Source organism: Gluconacetobacter liquefaciens (genome assembly GCF_003350405.1).
In the GTDB taxonomy this organism is placed as follows: Bacteria; Pseudomonadota; Alphaproteobacteria; order Acetobacterales; family Acetobacteraceae; genus Gluconacetobacter; species Gluconacetobacter liquefaciens.
On sequence record NZ_QQAW01000002.1, the window covers coordinates 103,783 to 122,561 of the forward strand.

16 protein-coding genes and 4 pseudogenes are annotated in these 18,779 nt (G+C 52.0%); 12 read left to right on the forward strand and 8 right to left on the reverse strand.

Annotation, left to right across the window (positions count from 1 at the left end; all coding sequences use genetic code 11):
- Positions 1-7: 7 nt before the first annotated feature.
- The 4 genes and pseudogenes from C7453_RS03765 to C7453_RS03780 form a co-directional block, all read right to left on the reverse strand.
- Positions 8-346 carry an amidohydrolase family protein gene (locus C7453_RS03765; protein WP_114726218.1) on the reverse strand — a complete coding sequence of 113 codons (339 nt, stop codon included), beginning with the start codon at positions 344-346 and terminating at the stop codon, positions 8-10.
- Between the two features lie 15 nt (positions 347-361).
- The gene (locus C7453_RS03770; protein WP_245948764.1) at positions 362-2,686 is read right to left on the reverse strand and encodes a TonB-dependent receptor; all 2,325 of its coding nucleotides are present in this window, start codon (positions 2,684-2,686) and stop codon (positions 362-364) included.
- Between the two features lie 856 nt (positions 2,687-3,542).
- Positions 3,543-4,508 carry a DMT family transporter gene (locus C7453_RS03775; RefSeq protein WP_114726219.1) on the reverse strand — a complete coding sequence of 322 codons (966 nt, stop codon included), beginning with the start codon at positions 4,506-4,508 and terminating at the stop codon, positions 3,543-3,545.
- Between the two features lie 290 nt (positions 4,509-4,798).
- Positions 4,799-5,056: pseudogene (locus tag C7453_RS03780) on the reverse strand (integrase core domain-containing protein); the annotation flags it as partial.
- A gap of 66 nt (positions 5,057-5,122) precedes the next feature.
- Here C7453_RS03780 and C7453_RS03785 point away from each other — a divergent pair.
- Positions 5,123-5,605, forward strand: a pseudogene (locus C7453_RS03785) (transposase); the annotation flags it as partial.
- 219 nt (positions 5,606-5,824) lie between these two features.
- On the opposite strand, the pseudogene C7453_RS19285 reads toward C7453_RS03785, so the two are convergent.
- A pseudogene (locus C7453_RS19285) lies at positions 5,825-6,369 on the reverse strand (DDE-type integrase/transposase/recombinase); the annotation flags it as partial.
- A gap of 202 nt (positions 6,370-6,571) precedes the next feature.
- Entirely contained in the window at positions 6,572-7,345 is a 774-nt protein-coding gene (locus C7453_RS03795; protein ID WP_114726222.1) for an AraC family transcriptional regulator, read from the reverse strand.
- A 331-nt stretch (positions 7,346-7,676) separates the two neighbouring features.
- Between C7453_RS03795 and C7453_RS03800 the strand changes: the two genes are divergently transcribed.
- Both C7453_RS03800 and C7453_RS03805 read left to right on the forward strand, forming a co-directional pair.
- Positions 7,677-8,627: a nitrilase-related carbon-nitrogen hydrolase gene (locus C7453_RS03800; RefSeq protein WP_114726644.1), complete on the forward strand. Its 951-nt coding sequence runs from the start codon at positions 7,677-7,679 to the stop codon at positions 8,625-8,627.
- Positions 8,628-8,681: 54 nt separating this feature from the next.
- Entirely contained in the window at positions 8,682-9,584 is a 903-nt protein-coding gene (locus C7453_RS03805; protein ID WP_114726223.1) for a DMT family transporter, read from the forward strand.
- Positions 9,585-9,588: 4 nt separating this feature from the next.
- Here C7453_RS03805 and C7453_RS18870 read toward each other — a convergent pair whose 3' ends face one another.
- A complete protein-coding gene (locus C7453_RS18870; RefSeq protein WP_170143105.1) occupies positions 9,589-10,050 on the reverse strand; it encodes a transposase in 462 nt (153 codons plus the stop codon).
- Here C7453_RS18870 and C7453_RS18875 point away from each other — a divergent pair.
- The 7 genes and pseudogenes from C7453_RS18875 (at position 10,034) to C7453_RS03835 (ending at position 16,307) form a co-directional block, all read left to right on the forward strand.
- Complete coding sequence (locus tag C7453_RS18875; RefSeq protein ID WP_170143112.1) at positions 10,034-10,195, forward strand: hypothetical protein; 162 nt, start codon at positions 10,034-10,036, stop codon at positions 10,193-10,195. The two genes, C7453_RS18870 and C7453_RS18875, sit on opposite strands and share 17 nt — an antisense overlap.
- Before the next feature lie 85 nt (positions 10,196-10,280).
- Positions 10,281-10,526: pseudogene (locus tag C7453_RS03815) on the forward strand (transposase); the annotation flags it as partial.
- Positions 10,527-11,000: 474 nt separating this feature from the next.
- Positions 11,001-11,504 (forward strand): RNA polymerase sigma factor, encoded by a 504-nt coding sequence (locus C7453_RS03820; RefSeq protein ID WP_114726225.1) that lies wholly within the window; start codon positions 11,001-11,003, stop codon positions 11,502-11,504.
- Positions 11,505-11,590: 86 nt separating this feature from the next.
- Positions 11,591-12,562: a FecR family protein gene (locus C7453_RS03825; protein ID WP_114726226.1), complete on the forward strand. Its 972-nt coding sequence runs from the start codon at positions 11,591-11,593 to the stop codon at positions 12,560-12,562.
- Positions 12,563-12,676: 114 nt separating this feature from the next.
- Positions 12,677-15,217, forward strand: a complete 2,541-nt coding sequence (locus C7453_RS03830) for a TonB-dependent siderophore receptor (RefSeq protein ID WP_245948765.1) — start codon at positions 12,677-12,679, stop codon at positions 15,215-15,217.
- Positions 15,218-15,526: 309 nt separating this feature from the next.
- Positions 15,527-15,739: a transcriptional regulator domain-containing protein gene (locus C7453_RS19775; RefSeq protein WP_220791153.1), complete on the forward strand. Its 213-nt coding sequence runs from the start codon at positions 15,527-15,529 to the stop codon at positions 15,737-15,739.
- Positions 15,636-16,307 carry a DNA -binding domain-containing protein gene (locus tag C7453_RS03835; RefSeq protein WP_371858454.1) on the forward strand — a complete coding sequence of 224 codons (672 nt, stop codon included), beginning with the start codon at positions 15,636-15,638 and terminating at the stop codon, positions 16,305-16,307. Before C7453_RS19775 ends, C7453_RS03835 begins: the two co-directional genes overlap by 104 nt.
- A gap of 185 nt (positions 16,308-16,492) precedes the next feature.
- On the opposite strand, the gene C7453_RS19080 is transcribed toward C7453_RS03835, so the two are convergent.
- Complete coding sequence (locus C7453_RS19080; protein ID WP_170222005.1) at positions 16,493-16,840, reverse strand: hypothetical protein; 348 nt, start codon at positions 16,838-16,840, stop codon at positions 16,493-16,495.
- Positions 16,841-18,116: 1,276 nt separating this feature from the next.
- Between C7453_RS19080 and C7453_RS03840 the strand changes: the two genes are divergently transcribed.
- Together C7453_RS03840 and C7453_RS03845 are read left to right on the forward strand one after the other, a co-directional pair.
- Positions 18,117-18,308, forward strand: a complete 192-nt coding sequence (locus tag C7453_RS03840) for a type II toxin-antitoxin system HicA family toxin (protein ID WP_114726229.1) — start codon at positions 18,117-18,119, stop codon at positions 18,306-18,308.
- Positions 18,308-18,727 (forward strand): type II toxin-antitoxin system HicB family antitoxin, encoded by a 420-nt coding sequence (locus tag C7453_RS03845; protein ID WP_114726230.1) that lies wholly within the window; start codon positions 18,308-18,310, stop codon positions 18,725-18,727. Before C7453_RS03840 ends, C7453_RS03845 begins: the two co-directional genes overlap by 1 nt.
- Positions 18,728-18,779 lie beyond the last annotated feature (52 nt).

Genomic DNA, 18,779 nt, shown 5'->3' on the forward strand with positions numbered 1-18,779 from the left:
TATGCAATCAAAGCATTTTTTCAAGCCTCAATAATTTTGAGGCGTTCGAGAAGCAGACCTTTGCACGAACCTCTTCAGGAATGTTTGCTGTCTCAATAAATTCAGGCGCTATATTCGCAGATTCGCACGGATAATCTACCGAGAACATCACGGCATCCTCGCCAAGCTCTTCAAGCGCGGGATAAAATCTCACTCGCTGTGCCACAAGTGACATTTTTGGTAAAAACCTTTGCATAGTCCTCAAAACCCTGAGCCAATGCTCATCGAGTGCTATTTGCCGCATCTTGCTTGCCATTGTGTGTCCTTCCTTGCTTTTGATTTGTACTGCGTCGAGAGCCATCATCATCGTGCCCAGGCCCCGTTAGAAATCTGCACTCACCGTTCCATAAAAAGTTCTCGGAGCTCCTATTTGCAGGGACTGGTAGTCGCCACTAAGCGGATTTCCTGACTCCCCCATGGTCGATACGTATTTGATATTGGTAAGATTGTAGATATTGAATGCGACATTGAGCGCTTTTGCAAAGTGTAATTTCGAGAATGTATAAGAAACTCCAAAATTTTCGAGCCAATAATGACCGACTGCGGTATCATTTACGTAGCTCAGATATCTGTTTCCCATGTAAATTGTATCTATATGTGCATTAATTCCGCGCCACTCATATGCCAATGCCCCTTTGTACATCAGCTCAGGAAAGTTCGGTACAAGTTTCCCTTTTAGATGGTAGGTCGTGCCTCCCGATACTATATTGTTCTCAAACTCTGAGTGGTTGTAGCTAATATTATTAGTTAAGGAGAGCCCCTTTATGGGGCGCAGTATCAGCGTTGCGTCCACCCCGTTCAACTGAACACTACCAACGTTCTGTAACGTGGATTGTACGTTGACTAAGCTTCCCGTTGTGACCGACTGAAGCCTGTTCGAAAAATCGGTCCGATAAAGACTTAACAGAGCGGTAAGAGGCGTTGAGCTATATCGATATCCCACCTCATAGACCCAGTCTTTTTCAGGCTTCAAGTTTTTTTGGATTTGCTTGAACTCGGACTTCGTAGCAACCCCCCACGGACTAAACTGGTTATATCCAGCTTCAGGAAATGCCTGCAAATTCTTGGATATATCAAAAAACAGTTCGTTATGAGGGAAAAATCTCCAGTTTGCACTGAACTGCGGGAGAAACGCGTCAGAGGCGGTCATACTACCACTTGGTCGCTGGCTATCGTCGACACCAGTATACGCGATATCGTTAGCAGTCACGTGACTCCTCGCTCCGATTATCATTGATTTAAAACCGGCGTGCAAAGATAGATTGGGCAATACTCGGTATGTGTCCTGGAGATGGAATTGAAACGTATTAGTGTTGTAGGCGAGGCCCCATGGGCGCGCGAATGCATTCGCAGAATAATTATAGGGATTAAAAGGCTGCCCTTCGCCAAGAATAGGCTCATTGTAAAAAAGACGATCTGTTTGGTACGAATTGTTCTCATACCAGACACCAGCATTAATCAGGTGGTGGGCAAGATGATAAGTGAGATCCTCAGTAAACCCATATCGTCGGACAAAATTACGACCGACCTGCTCCGCCAACGGAGCACCACTAGGCGATGACTCGTACGGATTAGTCCACCACGCAAGGAATGTTTTGTCATGGGCGTAGAAGTTCGTAGTCATTTTCAATTTTTCTGACAGCCTACTCTCAAGATGCAAGCCACCTAAAAAATTCTCGGACATTGAAGGCCCATCATAATATGCCGCATCTTTGGGATCGCTCAAGCCGGAAAACCCAGGGGGATATTTTCCACGTGCAGCATCGTAAGCCGCACCGTAATTTGGATAATAATAATCTACACCCGTCCCCAGTTTATGTATCATCTCCAATGACATGTCAGCGTAAGTCGCCGACTGGTTTTGGTCCCAATCAAAGAATGCGGTAAGCGTCGTCGAATTTCCGAATGGTTGAACAAGTTTCGCGTTTACCTGCTGCATAAAGCTTGATCCGGCCCCCTTCCACTTGTCCTCAGATGTACGTCCATATGACACATAAAATTTAGTACCGCTTTTGTTGAGTACCCCGCTGTCGAGCCGGACGAAAGTACGAAAAGCATCGTAGCTTCCGAACGTTTGAGCAATCTTTCCCCCCATTTTATCGGATGGATCGCGTGAACTGAACTGGACGGTGCCCCCTAAATTGGAACTCGTGGCCACGTCCAAGCCACCGGCTCCTTGCGAAACACTTGCCCCTTGAATATTTTCCGGCGATATCGCTTCGTTGATACTTAGGCCATTATAACTATAATATGATTGACTACCGAGTGATATCCCATCGAGAGTGAAACCAAGCTGGTCTTGCGAGAAGCCACGCATGTAAAAGCTTTGAGACCACGGGTCTGTGCCAAGTGGGTCAGACGAATTGTATGCAACTCCGGGTAACTGGCCTAGAACTTTAAGCGGATTGGTTCCAGGAACCGACATCTGAAACTGCTTCTCAGAAACTCTTTGTAACTGTCTGGTTGACCCTGCTCCAATCACGCTAATTGCTTCTGACTGCGCCGACGTTACCTGTCTCGGTATCTTCATATGCTGTTGGCCAGCAACTGTGTCGCGCGTTGTTTTTTCTTCAGCTGCAAGAGCGTGGAAGGTCCCGTTACATGCCGTGCTGACGAGAAGGCTAACAAGTAACTTTCTATGCATCATATTTCACCCATTTTCAGTGTCCGTTGCAATTCTGGCACGGATATATTGGCAAGAGAGGGTCAGCTCACCGGCATACAGTCAGCACATCAATTAGCTACAAAATAAAATTGCGCAGAGTTGAGGCTGCTTGCTTGCAGGCGATGTTCCCAAGTTGGTGGATTAGAGCGTTTTCTTCTCAATCTGGTTCATATCCAGCGGCGGTGAAGAAGTTGGCGCATTCTGTGGGATAGAGGCGCAAAAAAAAGCCGCTACGATTGATGGGCCGTTGCATAACATCGAGTGCCCCCGTGGGTAGTTTTATGGTTCGGAACCGACACCCCGGAGGAAACTGCCCGACTAGACGGCTCCCTCCTGGAGTGCCACAAAAAGATAACTTTCGCGCTTGATGTGGATCTACAAAACTCGTCAATAAAAATAATCTGTTTGCGTCCTTTGAAATGTTTATAGCTCGAAATTAAAAAGACACGGAAACAAAATAATCGAGTGCATGCTGCCAATATTGCATTGACGTAATATTATGAAGGCGGAACAATATAGAAAAAGGAATAATGACGGATACGGTATGGTATAGTCCACTTTTTATTGCACAGAATCTTGTTTGAATGGATCGCACAAAGTGTCATGTTAACGAGTTCTCTGATCTTTCCCATGTTTGCATTGATGAAGAATTTGGTATGCCTTCCATGCGTTGTGATCCTATCGTTCGCGAATATGCATCGTGAAAGAAGTAAAGAATGCTATTTCGTAGGATCTGACTGAGTTTTGCACGAATTAAGTCAGTCAATTTCGCATTTTCTATTGTTAGATGAGAGAGTCCGTTCCGACGTTCACTCACAGTGGATCGCGCAACGGCAATTCAGATCTCCTCACCTGGCCAAGCGACTGGCCCCGGCTCGCTTTTGCGTGGGGGCCCAATTTTCCACTCACGCAAGCCTACAATTACGCCCAGAAGAGCAATGCCGCCGCCTATATAGTGGTAACCTTGAAGTCGCTCTTGCAGGAACATCCACGCCAGCAGCGCCACTACGACCGGAAGCACGTTGATCGTTAGTGCCGTGCGAGCTGCGCCAAGGCGGGTAATACCAATCACCCAAAAGAGCGGGGCTAGTAGCGACGCCGGAATGGCGGCGAATAGGATCAATGGTAGGTTGGAGGCTGTGATTGGTGAAACCGGCCCCATTAGCCACAGCGGAATTAGGATGATCGTGGCTGCTAGGATCTGCCAAAATAGCGATTGCCATATCGGAAGCGGGATCGCCCAGCGCTTGACAAGAACACCATAAAGTGCATTCGCTATGACGGCAATCAGCATGATCGCGTCGCCGATGTGAAGGCCGCCGGTTACCAGATTACTAAGGTGGCCGCGCGAGGTCAGGTAGAGAAGACCGGCAATCGAGATTAGTCCGCCCATGATGCGCGCAACCGTCAACTTTTCGGAGGCGAGCACGCTTGCCAACAAGGTTGAAAATAATGGCATCAATGCAAGGATTACGCCCATGTTGATCGCTGTCGTGGTTTCCGCTGCGACATAAGCTAGGCACTGGTAGACCACCATGCCGAGGAAGCCTAGTAAGGTCATCTTCTTCCAGAGTGGCTTCATCGCATTTCGGTTCGCCCAAGCGGTCGGTCCGACGAACGGAGTCATCACCAATAATGCTAGAAGCCAACGATAAAATGCGATGGAACTCGGAGCAATGACGTCTGCCGCCATCTTCGTGACCACGGCATTTCCCGACCAGATCAGGACGGTCGTAAGTGGAGCGAAAATTGCATAGCGTTGGAAGGGATCATGCGGGGATAGATTCGCATCAATGCCGGCCATTGTTCATTACAATCCGTTTTTAGCTTCGATGCCATACGTAATGTTCTCAAAATGAAAGAAACAAAGCTTCTGCATGGCCACGGACAGCAGCTTTCGCTTATTTTTGGTACGCGGTATATAGTGAGATTTGGACTTTTTATCGCGAGTTTCGGTCATGGCCGAATAAGGGCACATTGAGGGTGACAAACCCGTGCTGGTGCTCTTCCGAACAGGAGCATTCTCGAGCGGAACGAGCATTCCCCGAAAATGCCAGCCTTTAGGGTGGGCTGCCTGTGATGACTAGTCCGGTTTCAAAGTGAGTTGATATGCGCTTTTGATGCCAGGCTGGCCGGGAGGTGAAGCGTAGCGGAACCGAACGGCGAGGCTGGTATTGTGATTGTTTCTGGCGCTGGCGGGCGGTATTGCGGGCTACTGTGTGGGCGCCTCCGGTTGTAATGGTCGCGCCACCAGCCGGTGATGATCCTTACCTCCTCAAGGCTGTAGAAGATCTCGCCACCGAGGAACTCGTCTCGCAGACGAGCATTGAGGCTCTCGATGTAGCCGTTTTCCCGTATCTGTCCGGTGAGAACCACCTGTTCGCAGGCGGCGGAATCGTCTCTGTTGGGGTGCATGACCTACTCGGCGATCACAGCGACTTTCAACGCTTGCAGCAGGTGCCGGGGATCGGGCCAATCCATGCCCTGACGATTCTTGCCGAGGCAGGGGACCTCCGGCGATTTCGTCATCACCGGCAATTTCTGAAATTCTGTGGTCTTGACCTGTCAACCTATCAGTCAGGCCAATACCGCGGCAAAACCAAGCTGTCCAAACGCGGCAACGCGCGTCTGCGACGGACACTGTGGATGGCGGCACAGGTCGCCATTCGCCAGCGTGAGAACAGCTTCCGTGACAAGTTCGACCGCTATGTTGCCAGGGACCGGCATGATCCGGACCTGTGCCGCAAGGCGTTCACAGCCATCACCGCAAAGATGGGGCGCGTTGTGCACGCGATCATCAAACGCGGTGACGATTACCGGCCTTTCGTCGAAGGGCCGGTGCCAGGTGGAGGAACCCTCTCTATTGGTGCCGTGAGGGCGCATCTGCGACCCTGTAGATAATGTTAGGGTCTTCCACCTGGGTTTTCGCATCCTATCTTCAGGACGGTTAGGGCCACGGCACCAACATGCCGCACTGGACCCTGTGTTTGCTATGGCCGGGAGCGCCCTTATTTTGCGGTGGAGACCACCTGGTTTTTGCTTGCAGTATTTTTCAACGACAGTGCAAACTGCCGATGGAGAAGTGTTGCCAAATCGACCGGATGCTTCCCGATATAGGACGTTATCCGATCGGATATGCCCAGGCGGCCCATGCTCGATGAACAGATCGGCCAGCACGTCGATTACTTCGTTCGATCGGAACCGCCGCAGCGGCACCATTGCCAGACATTCCCGGCTGAACTCGTCGATGATGTTGAGCATCCGATATCTGCGGCCGTTGTGCGTCCGATCTTCGACGAAGTCATAGGACCACACGTGCCCACGATGCTGTGGGCGCAGCCGGATGCACGATCCATCGCCCAGCCATAGCCGACGCCGTTTCGGTTGCCTCTTCGGAACTTCGAGACTCTTTCGTCGCCAGATCCGCTCGACCACCGACAGGCTGACCTGCCAGCCAGCACGCCCCAGAAGAGCATGGATGAGGCGATAGCCGTCTTCGGCAGATGACGCTGTGTCGAACGGTGCCGGCCGAGCACCCGACAGGTCTGCCGTCTCCGATGCCGCCAATGTACGACGGACCTGTGCGATCGCCTAACGGCGACGGGAGGGGCTCAAAAAGTCAGTTGCGACGCTTCCTGCAGGATCGCCTTGTCCAGTGCGAGATCGCCACCAGGGCCAAAGTCAGCGCGCAGCGTTCGCCTGCCGACTACGTGCTGCAAATCGCCTCAGGTCAGAGGCCGAATAGTCATTCCGTAGCTTCACCGCCCTCGTTATCAGCCAGATTTCCCCCGTCAAGAGAATCAGTGCCCGAGCCATTCGTCACTTCACACACGAGCCAGTAGCTACGTCCTTTGGTATAAGATGGCGTCAGAGAGTCTTCCGGTACTGTTCCGGCGTCTGCCCACTAAGGCGGCGGAACATGCTGATGAACGCTGATGAAGAGCTATAGCCAAGGTCATAGGATATCTGCTGGACGGTTCTGCCTTCTCCGAGTGCATCGAGTGCCATTGCGAATCTCAGACGCTGTCGCCATTCCCCGAAGCTGACGCCGAGTTCGGCCTTGCAGCGGCGCTCCAGCGTCCGGGTAGTGAGGTTGAACTCCTGCGCGACTTGTTCAGTCGTCCTCTGCTTGTGCAGCTTCGCCTTGGTATCATCCAAGATGTTCTGGAGGAAGGGCGTCGACGCGAACGGAAGATAGACGTCCATCGTTGAAGCAGACTGGATCTGGTCGATTGCCACCGCCGCCATCCGCTCCTCCTGCGGCGTCGTGGGTAATCTGACGTCGATCCGGGCGAACTCGTCGAGGATCGCCTTCAGTAGTGGGCCGATAGCGAGCGCTCTCGGCCGGTCCGGCATTGCGCGTGAACATTCCTGCGACAGGTAGACTGTGCGATAGGTCGCGGCCATGGAGTTCCATGATGCATGCACCCGAAACGGAGGTATCCACACGGCATATTGAGGGGGTGATAAAAATTTCTGGCCGTCGATTTCGAGGTTGAGAGTGCCCCTTGATACAAAATTGAGCTGTCCCCACGGGTGCGAGTGGGTCACCCATAGGGCTGGCTCAAGGTTCTGATGGCGGAAGTAAATGTTCCCTGGAAGTTCCTCGAAGTCGGGTATGCCGTCGCTGCGGGCTTTCATGTCGGATATCCGGGTTGGTTTGTCAGAATTTCACTATACCGTGATTTTTCGATATACTCTATAAAAACTTCAACATGGTATGCATGGATATGAACAAGGTGTACAATCGAAATGGCTCAATTTTTTCCATAAAAGTCTTATTTATTATAAAAAATAATCCGTTATAGAATAATTGCGCTGCATTTTGGTGGCAAGGTTACCATAAGTGTTAATGAACGCTGACCCGTCGGGTTAGCGGAAAGCCCAATACTGGCTCCGGGTGAAACGAGAAGGCGTGCGTCGGCGAATGTCGTTCGCCCGGCATCATTTACATGTGTGGATGGAACAAAAGATGACTTCACCAGAACGGCAGGAATTCAAGAAGATCAAGGTAGCGGTAGTTCAGGCTGAACCTGCCTTTCTCGATCTCGACGCCACAACACGGCTTTCGTGCGACCTAGTCGCTGAAGCGGGCAGAAACGACGCCGATCTTATCGCCTTCCCCGAGGCGTTTATCCCGACTTTTGTGAACTGGTACGAGCATCTTCCCGAGGGGAAGTTAGCTCGTGAACTCGACAAACGCCTGTTTCTGAACTCAGTCGAGGTTTCCGGAAGCCATATAGAAGCAATCGCGGACGCCTGCGGCAGGGCGAACATCAATGCGGTCGTCGGAATCAACGAACGTCTCAACGGATCGACCGGCACGATGTTTAACACCCACGTCCACATAACCCGCGACGGTAGAATCGCGGGGAAACACCAGAAGTACGTGCCGACGACTGGCGAGCGGCAGGTGCATTGCCCTGGCAGGACTGGGTATTACAATGCCTTCAAGACCGACTTTGGCGTCGTGTCGGGGCTGATCTGCGGCGAGAACTCCAACCCGCTGGGTCAGTACGCGGCGGCGAAGAGCTATCCTGTTGTCCATGTGGCTTCTTGGCCCTTCTATTTTGGTCCGTTCTTACCCATGCATCATGTCATTCACACGGCGTCCGCCGGCCTCGCCTATTCGCTGAAGTGCTTCGTATTGAGTTCGGTGTCGCGCATCTCACAGGAGTATATCGACACGTTGTCTCCGGCGATTCGCGACGAGGACCGCACCTACCTAATGCACGAGAGAGCGAAGAAGATGGGTGCGCTTATCTTCGACCCGCTCGGCCGCAAGATTGCCGATGGTTCCGGCTCAGAAGAGCAGATCCTTTATGCCGACATTGATCTCGGCGATGTCATCGTGCCGAAGATGGTGGCCGATTTCGCGGGCCACTACAATCGCCCCGAACTCTTCATCGACCTCCTCAAGTAAAAGAAACGATTCGTATAGTCCGATGCATCCGCGCGACCGGAAAAAAGGTGGAATATGCAGAAGAAATGGTTGGCATATGCCGCACTGATCGGCGCACAATTCTGCTGGAGCGGAAATTTCATGCTGGGTGGCTTCGCAGCATCGTCGATGCCGCTGATGAGCTTGATGTTTATCAAGTGGGGCACGGCCGTGCTGCCGATGCTCCTGCTTGCTCACTTCGTCGAGCAGCCTGACTGGATGCGGGTCCTGAAGCACTGGAAGATGATCGCTGTGCTTGCGGCGCTCGGAATCGCCGGCTACAGCTTTATGTTCTACCGCGCGCTTTCCACGACGACGGCGGTGAACGCTTCTTTGATCAACGCCTTCAACCCAGCCCTGATCGTCGTGGCTGCAATGATCTTCCTCGGGGAGAAGCTAACGGCGATGAAGATCGGTGGCATCATTGTTGCTTTCGCCGGCGTCCTCTGGGTTCTGACAGGAGGCAATCTCGGCATACTTCTCAACCAGGGATTCGCGATCGGCGATGTGTGGATGCTGGCGGCCATTTCCTGCTGGACGGCTTACACTATCACCGCCAAGAAAAGCGTGGAGCTTCCGGCCTTAACGAGTTGCGCCCTTCAGATGACATTCTTTACCATTGCGATGGTGCCTTTAACTATCCTCAACGGCCTCACGCTGCCGACGACCGCCGCAGCCCGCTGGTCTCTTGCCTACATCGCCATTTTCCCGTCCGCTGTCGCCTTCTGGTTCTGGAATTACGGCACGAAGATCGTCGAGCCGGGCATCGCAGGCCAAGCGTTGAACCTCGCCGTTCCGTTCATCGCAGCCATGACCCTGCTCTCGGGGGGCATTGTCACCTCGGTCGATCTTGTCGGTGGCGTTCTGATCCTGGCGGGTGTTTCGATCACGATGCGTTCGCCTCGCGAGCCCTTCTTCGACCGAGTGAGTAGCCCCTAGATTTCTAGACGCCTTGAGCATTCAAAATCTGCTGCTGCTCGAACTCAACGGGAGACAACATCTCGTTCTTGGCATGCTTGCGCACCGGATTCAGGACGTCCGGTCGGTCTTGCTCCGCTGCGTGGGCGGTTTTTTTCCATGTGATCCAGTGCCGGGCAAAGAAACGCCATAGCGTGCCAACGCTGAAATGATGCCCTTCTTCAGCCAGTTGCGCCCGAATTTTGACCAGCGTCAGGTCATCCTTCTCGTCGATCAGGGCGCGAATACGCGCGGCCTGTGCCTCGATCCGGCCTGAGAGGCGATCACCGCCACGCGGCTTCGGTGTGGCACTGCCGGTCTCTCGGGCCAGGGTGCACCAACGGATCGCACTGGCTGGACTGACACCAAACCGTTCGGCGGCTTGGCGGTGGGACAGGCCACCGAATGTGCATTTCGAGTATGGCATATCCGTGGGACGGATCGACAAGGAACGTTCGTTTCTCCTCGTCGAAGCCGACTCGAAGGTGAAGCTTGCCTCCGATCTCGCTGGTCTTACCACCCTGCGCTACCAGGGTGCTGACAAGGACAAGATGGAACGGATGGTGGCCAAGGCATGCGATCTCGCGCGCTAGCGGATCGAATTCATCGGTGTCCATGACGACCGAAGATCACGTTAAAACGATAGGTACGCTTGACCTTGAGACTGCAATAGCGGTCATCCATGAAGGCGCCCGCGACATGGCACGCGACCTCGCATTGACGGATGCCTATTTCACGTCATGCAGGCAGCGAAAGAAGATTGAGATGCTGTTCGCGCATCTCAAACGCATCCTGAAACTCGATCGATTACGATTGCGCGGACCGAACGGCGCCAAAGACGAGTTTCTCCTCGCCGCCACAGCCCAGAACCTCCGCAAGCTGGCAAAGCTGATCCCATTCAGATCAGCGGCTCTCCCAACCTGATCGAGAAGGGGCGCATCAGGCGGCATTCATCGCGCCGTCCTACCCGCCTCCCGCCTCGTCTTTTTCAACACAATCAGGCGTAAGCGGACATGGCTCTGAATAATTAAACGATCCGTTTGGCGAGGGTAGGGGGCTTATTGATTTCAGTGAGAGGGTTAAGCGCAGGCAGAAAAAAGGGCATCAAAACAGCCTATTAATCCCGCTTTATTCTCAACTTGCCGGTGCTGCAATTTGAGAGCCAATCCTGCCCCCGCAACCACTTCCATCATAATTCACTCATCATCGACGTGTGACTGTTCACTCGTCTGCTTTTGGCAGATGGGCGATCGTTGCTGCTGAACTGCTCCATGGTCTGCTTCTGTTCCCCTTGTCTGGATTGACGTTGTTCGCTACGAAAATGATAATTGGTCGCAATTAACGCCTGATGTATCAACGATCGGGGCTGACTGACCAGTCAGGGGAACTACACCTGGGATGTCGAACAACGTATCCATACTGAACAAGGCTTTCGTGTCGGAGCGTAACGCTCTGGGACGTCTCTTTCAGAAGATGGGCACCAACGTCGCGCCTGACGATTTACTCCAGACCCTCTGGATTCGTATTCAGAGAGTCGCAGAAAATCCTCCGATCCATAACGGCAAAGCGTATCTGTTTCGCCTCGCTTCTAATCTCGCAATTGATCAGGGCCGTGTCGATGCACGCGTCCAGCGTTTGCAGGATGAAGTACGGTCAATTCTCTATGGGGACAAAACCAATACGCTGGACGCCGAAAAAGCATTTCTTGCGCGAGAGGAGCTTGAGCGCGTCATTGCCGCCGCCAAAAATCTGACTGAACCGACTCGTACCATCTTCTGGCTTAATCGTATCAAAGGGATGTCGATGGGCGACGTCGCCAGAACGATGGGCGTTTCACGTACGACGGCCGATAAGCATCTGAAGCGCGCTATAGCTCAGCTTGGCGATGCGCGGGACGGCTGATATTTTCTGCAAGAGGGGTGAGGGATACGGGTTCGAGAAACGTCTCTTTCTTGCCGGGCAGATAATCAACGGCTTCGAAAGCAGGCATGACCGATTTCAACGCATCCTATGACCGTGAGACGACAGAGGCGGCCCGCCATTGGATTGCGCGTCTCGCTTCGGGCGATATTTCCGAACAGGAGATGGCTGCCTACAAGCAATGGGTGACGGATAAAAAGCACCATGAAGTTTTTCAACATGAACTAAAACTATGGCGCAGCCTGAACCTGATTGCGGATAATCTGGCTCCAAGTACTGCTATTTCCATTCAGGTGGCGCGCATGAAACAGCGGCGACGCAGGGTCGTTGTCGCTTCTGTGTCTGCCATTGCTGCCTGTGTTGCGTTTCTGCTGGTTGTGCCCGACATCACCATGCGTCTGCGCGCCGACGACTGGACGACGAACCATATTGAGGAGGTGGTTTTGTCTGATGGTTCACATGTTGTCCTTGATGCGGATTCAGCCATTGCCGTGCATTATGAGCATGGGGCGCGTACTGTCGCATTATTGCGTGGGCGTGCCTGGTTCGACGTCAGGCATGACGCAGAGCGTCCGTTCCGGGTAGAGGCGGCGGGGAGTGTAGCCGAAGATATCGGAACGGCATTCGAAATCGATCGGCGCTTGACGGATGAAAGCGTCGAAACTTCCGTGCAAAGCGGTTCAGTACGCGTTTCCTCTCGGGATAACGGCTCTTCCGTTATTCTGACTGCTGGGCAGCGCGCCGTGTGGCGTGGCGATCATGTTTCACGGGGGGCTGACATTGCACCTGATTCTGTAGCCTCATGGCGGGATGGTCAGCTTATGCTGACTTCCGTATCTGTTCGAGCGGCAGTCCAGACGATTGCCAGATATCGTGACGGCAGAACGTTCATTATCGGCAATATCGACGACCTTCCTCCCGTTACGGCTCTGGTGGACGCACGCAGGCCTGACGATGCGCTGGCTGCTTTGGCGTCTGGAACGTCCATAGGTATCTATCGTTTGCCGGGCGGCATCGTCATCGTGCGCAGAAAAAACTAAAAAAACGTACCGTAGGGGTTTGGAAGCGGCCCACGAGAAGCGTCTTAGGAGTGCAAGAGGTAAGAACGCCTCGCAATTGCAGTTTTGAGAGCCGCATTCTTGGAGGGTTTTTCGTTGTCGCATGTTCTTCCGACTGGGCGTCGCCTTGGCATCTCGATGATGCTGGCGCTGGGAACGTCGCTTTCCGCACTGGGCGGCTCACCCGCTTTTGCTCAGCAAGGACAAGCCGCCATTCCTTCGATCCATCTCGATATTCCGCGCCAGCCACTCTCCGCTGCATTGCAGGCATTTTCGCGCCGAACCGGGATACAGGTGGTTTATACGGCCTCGATTGATGCGGGGATCATATCCCCCGGCATTTCTGGCGATTTCGATGCGATGACTGCTCTGTCAAGGCTTCTGTCAGGGACGGGGGTGACGTTTCGTCAATCAGGGAAGGGTGCTGTCGTCCTTGCGAAAGCCTCAGCCAACATCACTCTCGGTCCTGTGCGTGTAGGTGGAACTGTTGCTCACGAAAACCCGACCGGTCCTGGCGTTGGGTATGTTGCCACAAGCACGATGGCGGGCACTAAGACCGACACGCCAATTATGGAAATACCAAACTCTATTTATGTTGTTACGAAGCAGCTTATGCAAGATCAGCAGCCGCAAAATGTAGCTCAGGCACTCCGCTATTCTCCAGGAATAATGGCTGAGAGTGAAGGAACATATGGAAACGGGTCTGCACATGGTGCTGATACGGGTATTATACAGCGGGGCTTCAGTACATCGCAATTTGTCGATGGTTTGATGACAAATTCTGTCAGTGCGGGAGAGACAGCTTTTCTGGAGCGCATTGAAGTCGTGAATGGGCCGGCTTCGGTCATGTATGGTCAGACTACACCAGGAGGCATGCTTGCAATGAGCCTCAAAAAGCCGACAGATACTCCTCTAAGGCAAGTGTCTATCGGGTTTGGAAATTGCGGCCGCTATCAAGCAACTTTCGATATTAGTGACAAAATAACGAAATCAGGCAATGTTCGCTATAGAATTGCCGCAATAGGAGTCACGCAAGGCACTCAGACAAATTATGTCGATTACCACCGTGTGGGAGTGATGCCTTCAATAACCTGGGATATTGATAAGAATACATCCTTAACTCTTCTAGGTATGTACATGTATACACCGGGCGAAGGTGTTGCGAGCCAATATCCTCGTATTGGAACTTTATCTCCCGGCCCTTATGGTCAAATCTCCCGTAGCACGTTCTTTGGAGAGCCAAACTGGAACAAGATGGGTGACAAAGATGCTATGTTTGAATATCAATTCAAGCATAGTTTTAATAAATATATAAATTTTAGCCAAAACTTCAGGTGGGAAAATAGTGATAGACATCAGGAGACGACTTACGTAAAGACTGGAGCTGTGAAACCAACAATCGTTCCTTTACAGCCTATGGATTATTACACTAACACAAGAACCATAGGAATGGATGCTAGGTTTTTTGGAAAATTCAACATTGAGTCTGTCAATAATACTTGGGTAATTGGGTCGGATTTTAGGAAGTATAATTATAATTCCCATTATCTCTATGATTATACCACCACACCTTCGGTAAACGTAGATAATCCTTCCTACAGTTATACACCCTGTTACTCATGGGCTCATGCTGGTTGTCAGATAATGGGATCTTTATATAATACTCAATATTTTCAAGAGGGAGTATATTTTCAAGATCAGATAAAGTGGAAAAGGCTTTCTATTCTTGTGGGAGGAAGGCAGGATTGGGTTAACATGAAATACACAGGTGATTCTACCTCTTCAAACCAGAATGTAAACAACGTCAAAACAACACAGGACTACTTAAGTACTGATAAGCCTCAGCCTCAATCAGCATTTACGTGGCGGGCGGGAATTATATATAATTTTGATTTCGGTCTTGCTCCATACTTCAGTTACGCGACTTCTTTCATCCCTCAGATTGGTCAGACCGATTATCAGGGGCACCCATTTGCACCGTTAACAGGTAAACAGATGGAAGCCGGGTTGAAGTATAAAGTACCGAATAAGGATATTCTCCTTACAGCAGCGGCTTTCCATATCGAAGAAGATAACTATCTTATTAGCGATCTTGCGCATACCGGCTATAGTACAAATGCTGGACGAGTTAGATCTCAGGGATTTGAATTATCTGCAAATGCAAACATTACTAAAGATTTGCGATTAATCGCATCATATAGCTATACTGATATACGTTACGCCAAAACGAACAAAACGGCTAAGAGATATGATCTTAACACGTCCTCTTCCTATGGGACGGCGGTTTCTCAGGAAGGAATGTCTGTCCCGTATGTTCCAAGAAATATGTTCTCATTCTTTGTAGATTACACGATACATTTTGGAAAATTAAAAGGATTTGGTATTAATTTTGGCACCAGGTACACTGGATTTACGTACGCAGATAGCGTTGAATCTTTCAAAACCCGACCATATGTTCTATTTGATGCCGGAGCGCACTATGATTTTGGGCAGGCGTTTTCTGTTTTAAAGGGATTAAACGCGCAACTAGCAATGTCCAATTTGGCCAATACGTATTACGAAACTCAGTGTTCCAATTCTGTCTGCTATTTGGGGCAAGGACGTCGTGTGTATGGCAATTTGACATATAATTGGTAAAATTTCCCGTCCCCGAAATACAGTAACTTCTCCCGTTAAATTCAGCATTTTGCCCCTAGTCTTCATATCAAAGTCGAGGGGCAACCGTGCGGCAAGAAGCGTGGGCTGCCCCCGGCAAGATGCGAGGGGCGGCCCATGTCAAACTCGGTGGGTGATACTGCGCAACAGGCGTGGGGTGTCCCTGCAATCCATAAGGTCATGCCGCAAGGCGTGAGAACTCAATGTAACCAGAAAAGCGGGGCAGACTGACAGGTGCGGCATGTTTTGCCGTACCCGGTCGGTGGCTCCCCAGCCGAGAGGATTGTCCCCATGCCATCCGACATCTGGCATTCCGAGGCCGATCTGGCCATCCTCAAAACCCTGTCAGCCTCTGCCCTTGCCGGGGCCTTCATGCGGCGCTGGTCCCGCTATGGCGACGATTACCGGGAGACCAGCCTGCGGGCAGGAGCAAGCGACAATCCTTCGCTCCTGTGGGCGGCTTTCCGTAACCGCTGGGGGTTACGTTTTTGTCCACGATCCTGATATTCCCATTACCCGCAAACCTGTCATCTGGCGCAGGGAAGACACGACCCGGATCATCAGCCTGAGAGAGGCTCCGCACGGCTTTTCCGACTTCCTGTCACTGAATTTCGAAGCTCTGGGCCGGGTGCTGCTGGACCGTGAGGACGAGGAAGGCCGTGGTGTTACGGTGGTCGGCCCCTTCGGGACGTTCTCCTTCCTGATGGATAGCCCCGAGGCCATGAAACGGCCTGGACTGGTCATCCCGCTCGATCCCCTTTTCCGAAGCCGTTATTATGAAGCGGGACGCTTTATGTTCCGCTATCTCGGGTTCAGCATTCCGTACTGTATCCCACCGGTCATTACTCCCGTACGGTCGCAGTTGCTGATCCGCTGTCTGCATGCCGTCGATATGGACCGGGCAGGCTTTGGTGTGCGCCGGATCGCTGCCCGTTTGATCGACCCACGGGCGCTCACTCTCTCCAATCGCGAATGGATCGATCATAGCTGGCGACGCTCCGCCAGGTCCTGGACGGCCGAAGGGCGGCGTCTGGTTGAAGGAGGTTATGTGTCGCTGCGTACGGAAGGCTGACCAGGGAGAGGCTTTTGTGCTGAAAACCCCTTCTGTGCAGGCGGAACGGCAGAAAACCGCCCCAAAATGGGAAACCCTGCACACGACCGACCCACCCTGCACACCAGAAGACAAGGCGCGACAGCGCTTTGTCGTCCGACGTGGCAGGCCGTTTTATCTTGCCTTCTTCTTTCTCTTCTCTGGAACTACTGATGAAGCGTAAAAACAATACCGAAAATACTGCGCCATGACAGCACAAAACGACGCTGGCGACCAATGAACTGCGCTGCATTGCGCATAAGACCAGAATGAGGGGGATTGTGAACCAGAAACGAGGGCGTCGGCTGCATTCCGGGTGTGAAAACTGATAGAATTTTGGCGCTGTTTTTGTGCATCGCCGGATGCGGGAAAAGTGACCCCCGAACAGCGTTTCCTATGACAATTGACGGGCAAAATTCGCGTCGAAAACTGGTCGGTTTCTTATTCCTGAATGTGCGGTCATCATGCATCCGATTGGCCCGCCGATCCGCACGGGTTTTGCTTTCCGCGTGCATGAAAATTTATGTCATGGAATGTCCCACGCATGACGATGACCGAGCGGTCAGACTGTTTCCGATGTGTGAAGCCGGGCACGCGGGAAGGACGGCTTTACGTTGCACTTCCTGTGCCTTGAGCCATGCGGACAGGCCCGTGTCCACTGCTGTTTCTAGCTCGGGCCGAGCACAGTGCGGGAGCGTTGCAGGCCGTCCATTGGGCGCCGGACCAGAAGCGGAAGAGGTCACTAGAAAGAACAGCGAAAGAGACGCGAAGGCACAATCGAGGTCTTTCGTTCTCGGCAGGCTGTGTATGTGGGTTTGAGTCGTAAGTATCAGGTCCTTTTCGCTAACTGGCGGTGAGAGATTGCTTCCTTAAGGAGCGGAACCGAAAAGTCTTCGATCTGATAATTATTAAACTGTTCAAAAGATCTGATATGAATAAATTCAGATTATCTTGAGGCACGGAGAGTTCAAATGTCACTTACGTTATCTGAAATGACTCGGTTGAAGAGATTATGTATTTTATTCCATGCAACGGTTATTCTTGTTTTATGTTTTTTTTGTTGAAGGTATGTTGTGGTGGGGGTTGGAGAACGCTCCTAAAATAAGTGAAAATTTTCAGAGTTTTGCAGAAATAACCACGTTCATAGCGATGGGAATGATAGCTATAATTTATGTGGGTTTTTTCATATTATTTGTTTTTATTTCTCCTTATAAACTTTATACAATGCTTCCAATGTTTGTATCCATGTATTGGAGATTGAGAGGTATAGATGGTGTAGTAAATAAAATAAAAAATATACGGGGAATATTATTCTTGATGATCAGAAATTACCCAAAACTCCAATAGTGGATGGCGGAGTGAAAATATTTAAAAAAATCAACGATCAAGTGGTATCTGAGGCCGAAAAAATACTAAACGACGATATGGAAAAGTAATATACTTCCATTCGCGTCGCGGAGCGGCGCGTTGTCCCGGCAAAAAGCGGTTGGGTTGGAAGGCAGATTGAACGACGTGTAGCGAGATGGAAACCGGAAAATAGAGGCCGGGAAGGGGAGGAATGAAGAGGGCAAGATAAAAGCATCCGGCACTACTGGCGCAGCGTCCCGGATTTTATTCTGTCTGCACATGGGGTTGGGGGATTTCTGACCGGCACTCCAAAAAACAGGCTCCTGAGCCATGATCTTTCAGGAATGGCAGAAAAGCGTGCCTTTCGCTGGCACTGTTCGATAATCTGCTCCGACAGATACCGAATTTCTTGTGCTCAGAGGCTTTCGTGTGTATGGTGTGTAAATGAAGAGCGGCGACCTCATTCGGGAACTGGAAAAAGCAGGCTGGGCTCTGGACCGCGTGCGGGGTTCGCACCATGTGTTCCGCCATCCTGACCGTCCGGGTATCGTGGTCGTGCCGCACCCCAAGAAAGACCTGGGCGGCGGCCTTGTGGCCGCGATCCGCAAGCAGGCGGGCCTACAGGAGAAACGATGATGCGTTACCCGGTGATGATCGAAGAGGGAGATGAGGCCACGGCGTTCGGTGTCGTGTTTCCCGATCTGCCTGGCTGCTTCTCGGCAGGGGATACGCTGGATGAAGCTCTGGCGAACGCTGCTGACGCGGCGGCAGGCTGGATCGACGCCACTCTGGACGCGGGCGGGTCGGTCCCGTCCCCGAGCACGCTGGATGCGGTGCGCAAACTGCCCGAATATGCCGGTTGGGCGGTGGGGTTCGTGACCATTGATCCGGCTGTACTGGATGACCGGGTGGAGCGGGCCAACATCTCCCTGCCGCGTCGTGTGCTGGAACGTCTGGATGCGCTGGCGAAGGCCGCGCATGAAACCCGGTCGGGCATGATCGCCGCCCTGACCTTGCAGGCGAGTCCGGCGGCGCGTGAAAGTCGCAAGAGTTGAGAAGGAAGTTACGTTTTTCTTCTCTCTAGCCGCACAGTTTTTCTGTCTATTG

Excerpts from the sequence above, each read along its gene's own strand:
- C7453_RS03765 (WP_114726218.1), bottom strand. The coding sequence starts at position 346 with ATGATGATGGCTCTCGACGCAGTACAAATCAAAAGCAAGGAAGGACAC.
- C7453_RS03770 (WP_245948764.1), bottom strand. The coding sequence starts at position 2,686 with ATGATGCATAGAAAGTTACTTGTTAGCCTTCTCGTCAGCACGGCATGT.
- C7453_RS03775 (WP_114726219.1), bottom strand. The coding sequence starts at position 4,508 with ATGGCCGGCATTGATGCGAATCTATCCCCGCATGATCCCTTCCAACGC.
- C7453_RS03795 (WP_114726222.1), bottom strand. The coding sequence starts at position 7,345 with ATGAAAGCCCGCAGCGACGGCATACCCGACTTCGAGGAACTTCCAGGG.
- C7453_RS03800 (WP_114726644.1), top strand. The coding sequence starts at position 7,677 with ATGACTTCACCAGAACGGCAGGAATTCAAGAAGATCAAGGTAGCGGTA.
- C7453_RS03805 (WP_114726223.1), top strand. The coding sequence starts at position 8,682 with ATGCAGAAGAAATGGTTGGCATATGCCGCACTGATCGGCGCACAATTC.
- C7453_RS03820 (WP_114726225.1), top strand. The coding sequence starts at position 11,001 with ATGTCGAACAACGTATCCATACTGAACAAGGCTTTCGTGTCGGAGCGT.
- C7453_RS03825 (WP_114726226.1), top strand. The coding sequence starts at position 11,591 with ATGACCGATTTCAACGCATCCTATGACCGTGAGACGACAGAGGCGGCC.
- C7453_RS19775 (WP_220791153.1), top strand. The coding sequence starts at position 15,527 with ATGCCATCCGACATCTGGCATTCCGAGGCCGATCTGGCCATCCTCAAA.
- C7453_RS19080 (WP_170222005.1), bottom strand. The coding sequence starts at position 16,840 with ATGCACGCGGAAAGCAAAACCCGTGCGGATCGGCGGGCCAATCGGATG.
- C7453_RS03840 (WP_114726229.1), top strand. The coding sequence starts at position 18,117 with ATGAAGAGCGGCGACCTCATTCGGGAACTGGAAAAAGCAGGCTGGGCT.
- C7453_RS03845 (WP_114726230.1), top strand. The coding sequence starts at position 18,308 with ATGCGTTACCCGGTGATGATCGAAGAGGGAGATGAGGCCACGGCGTTC.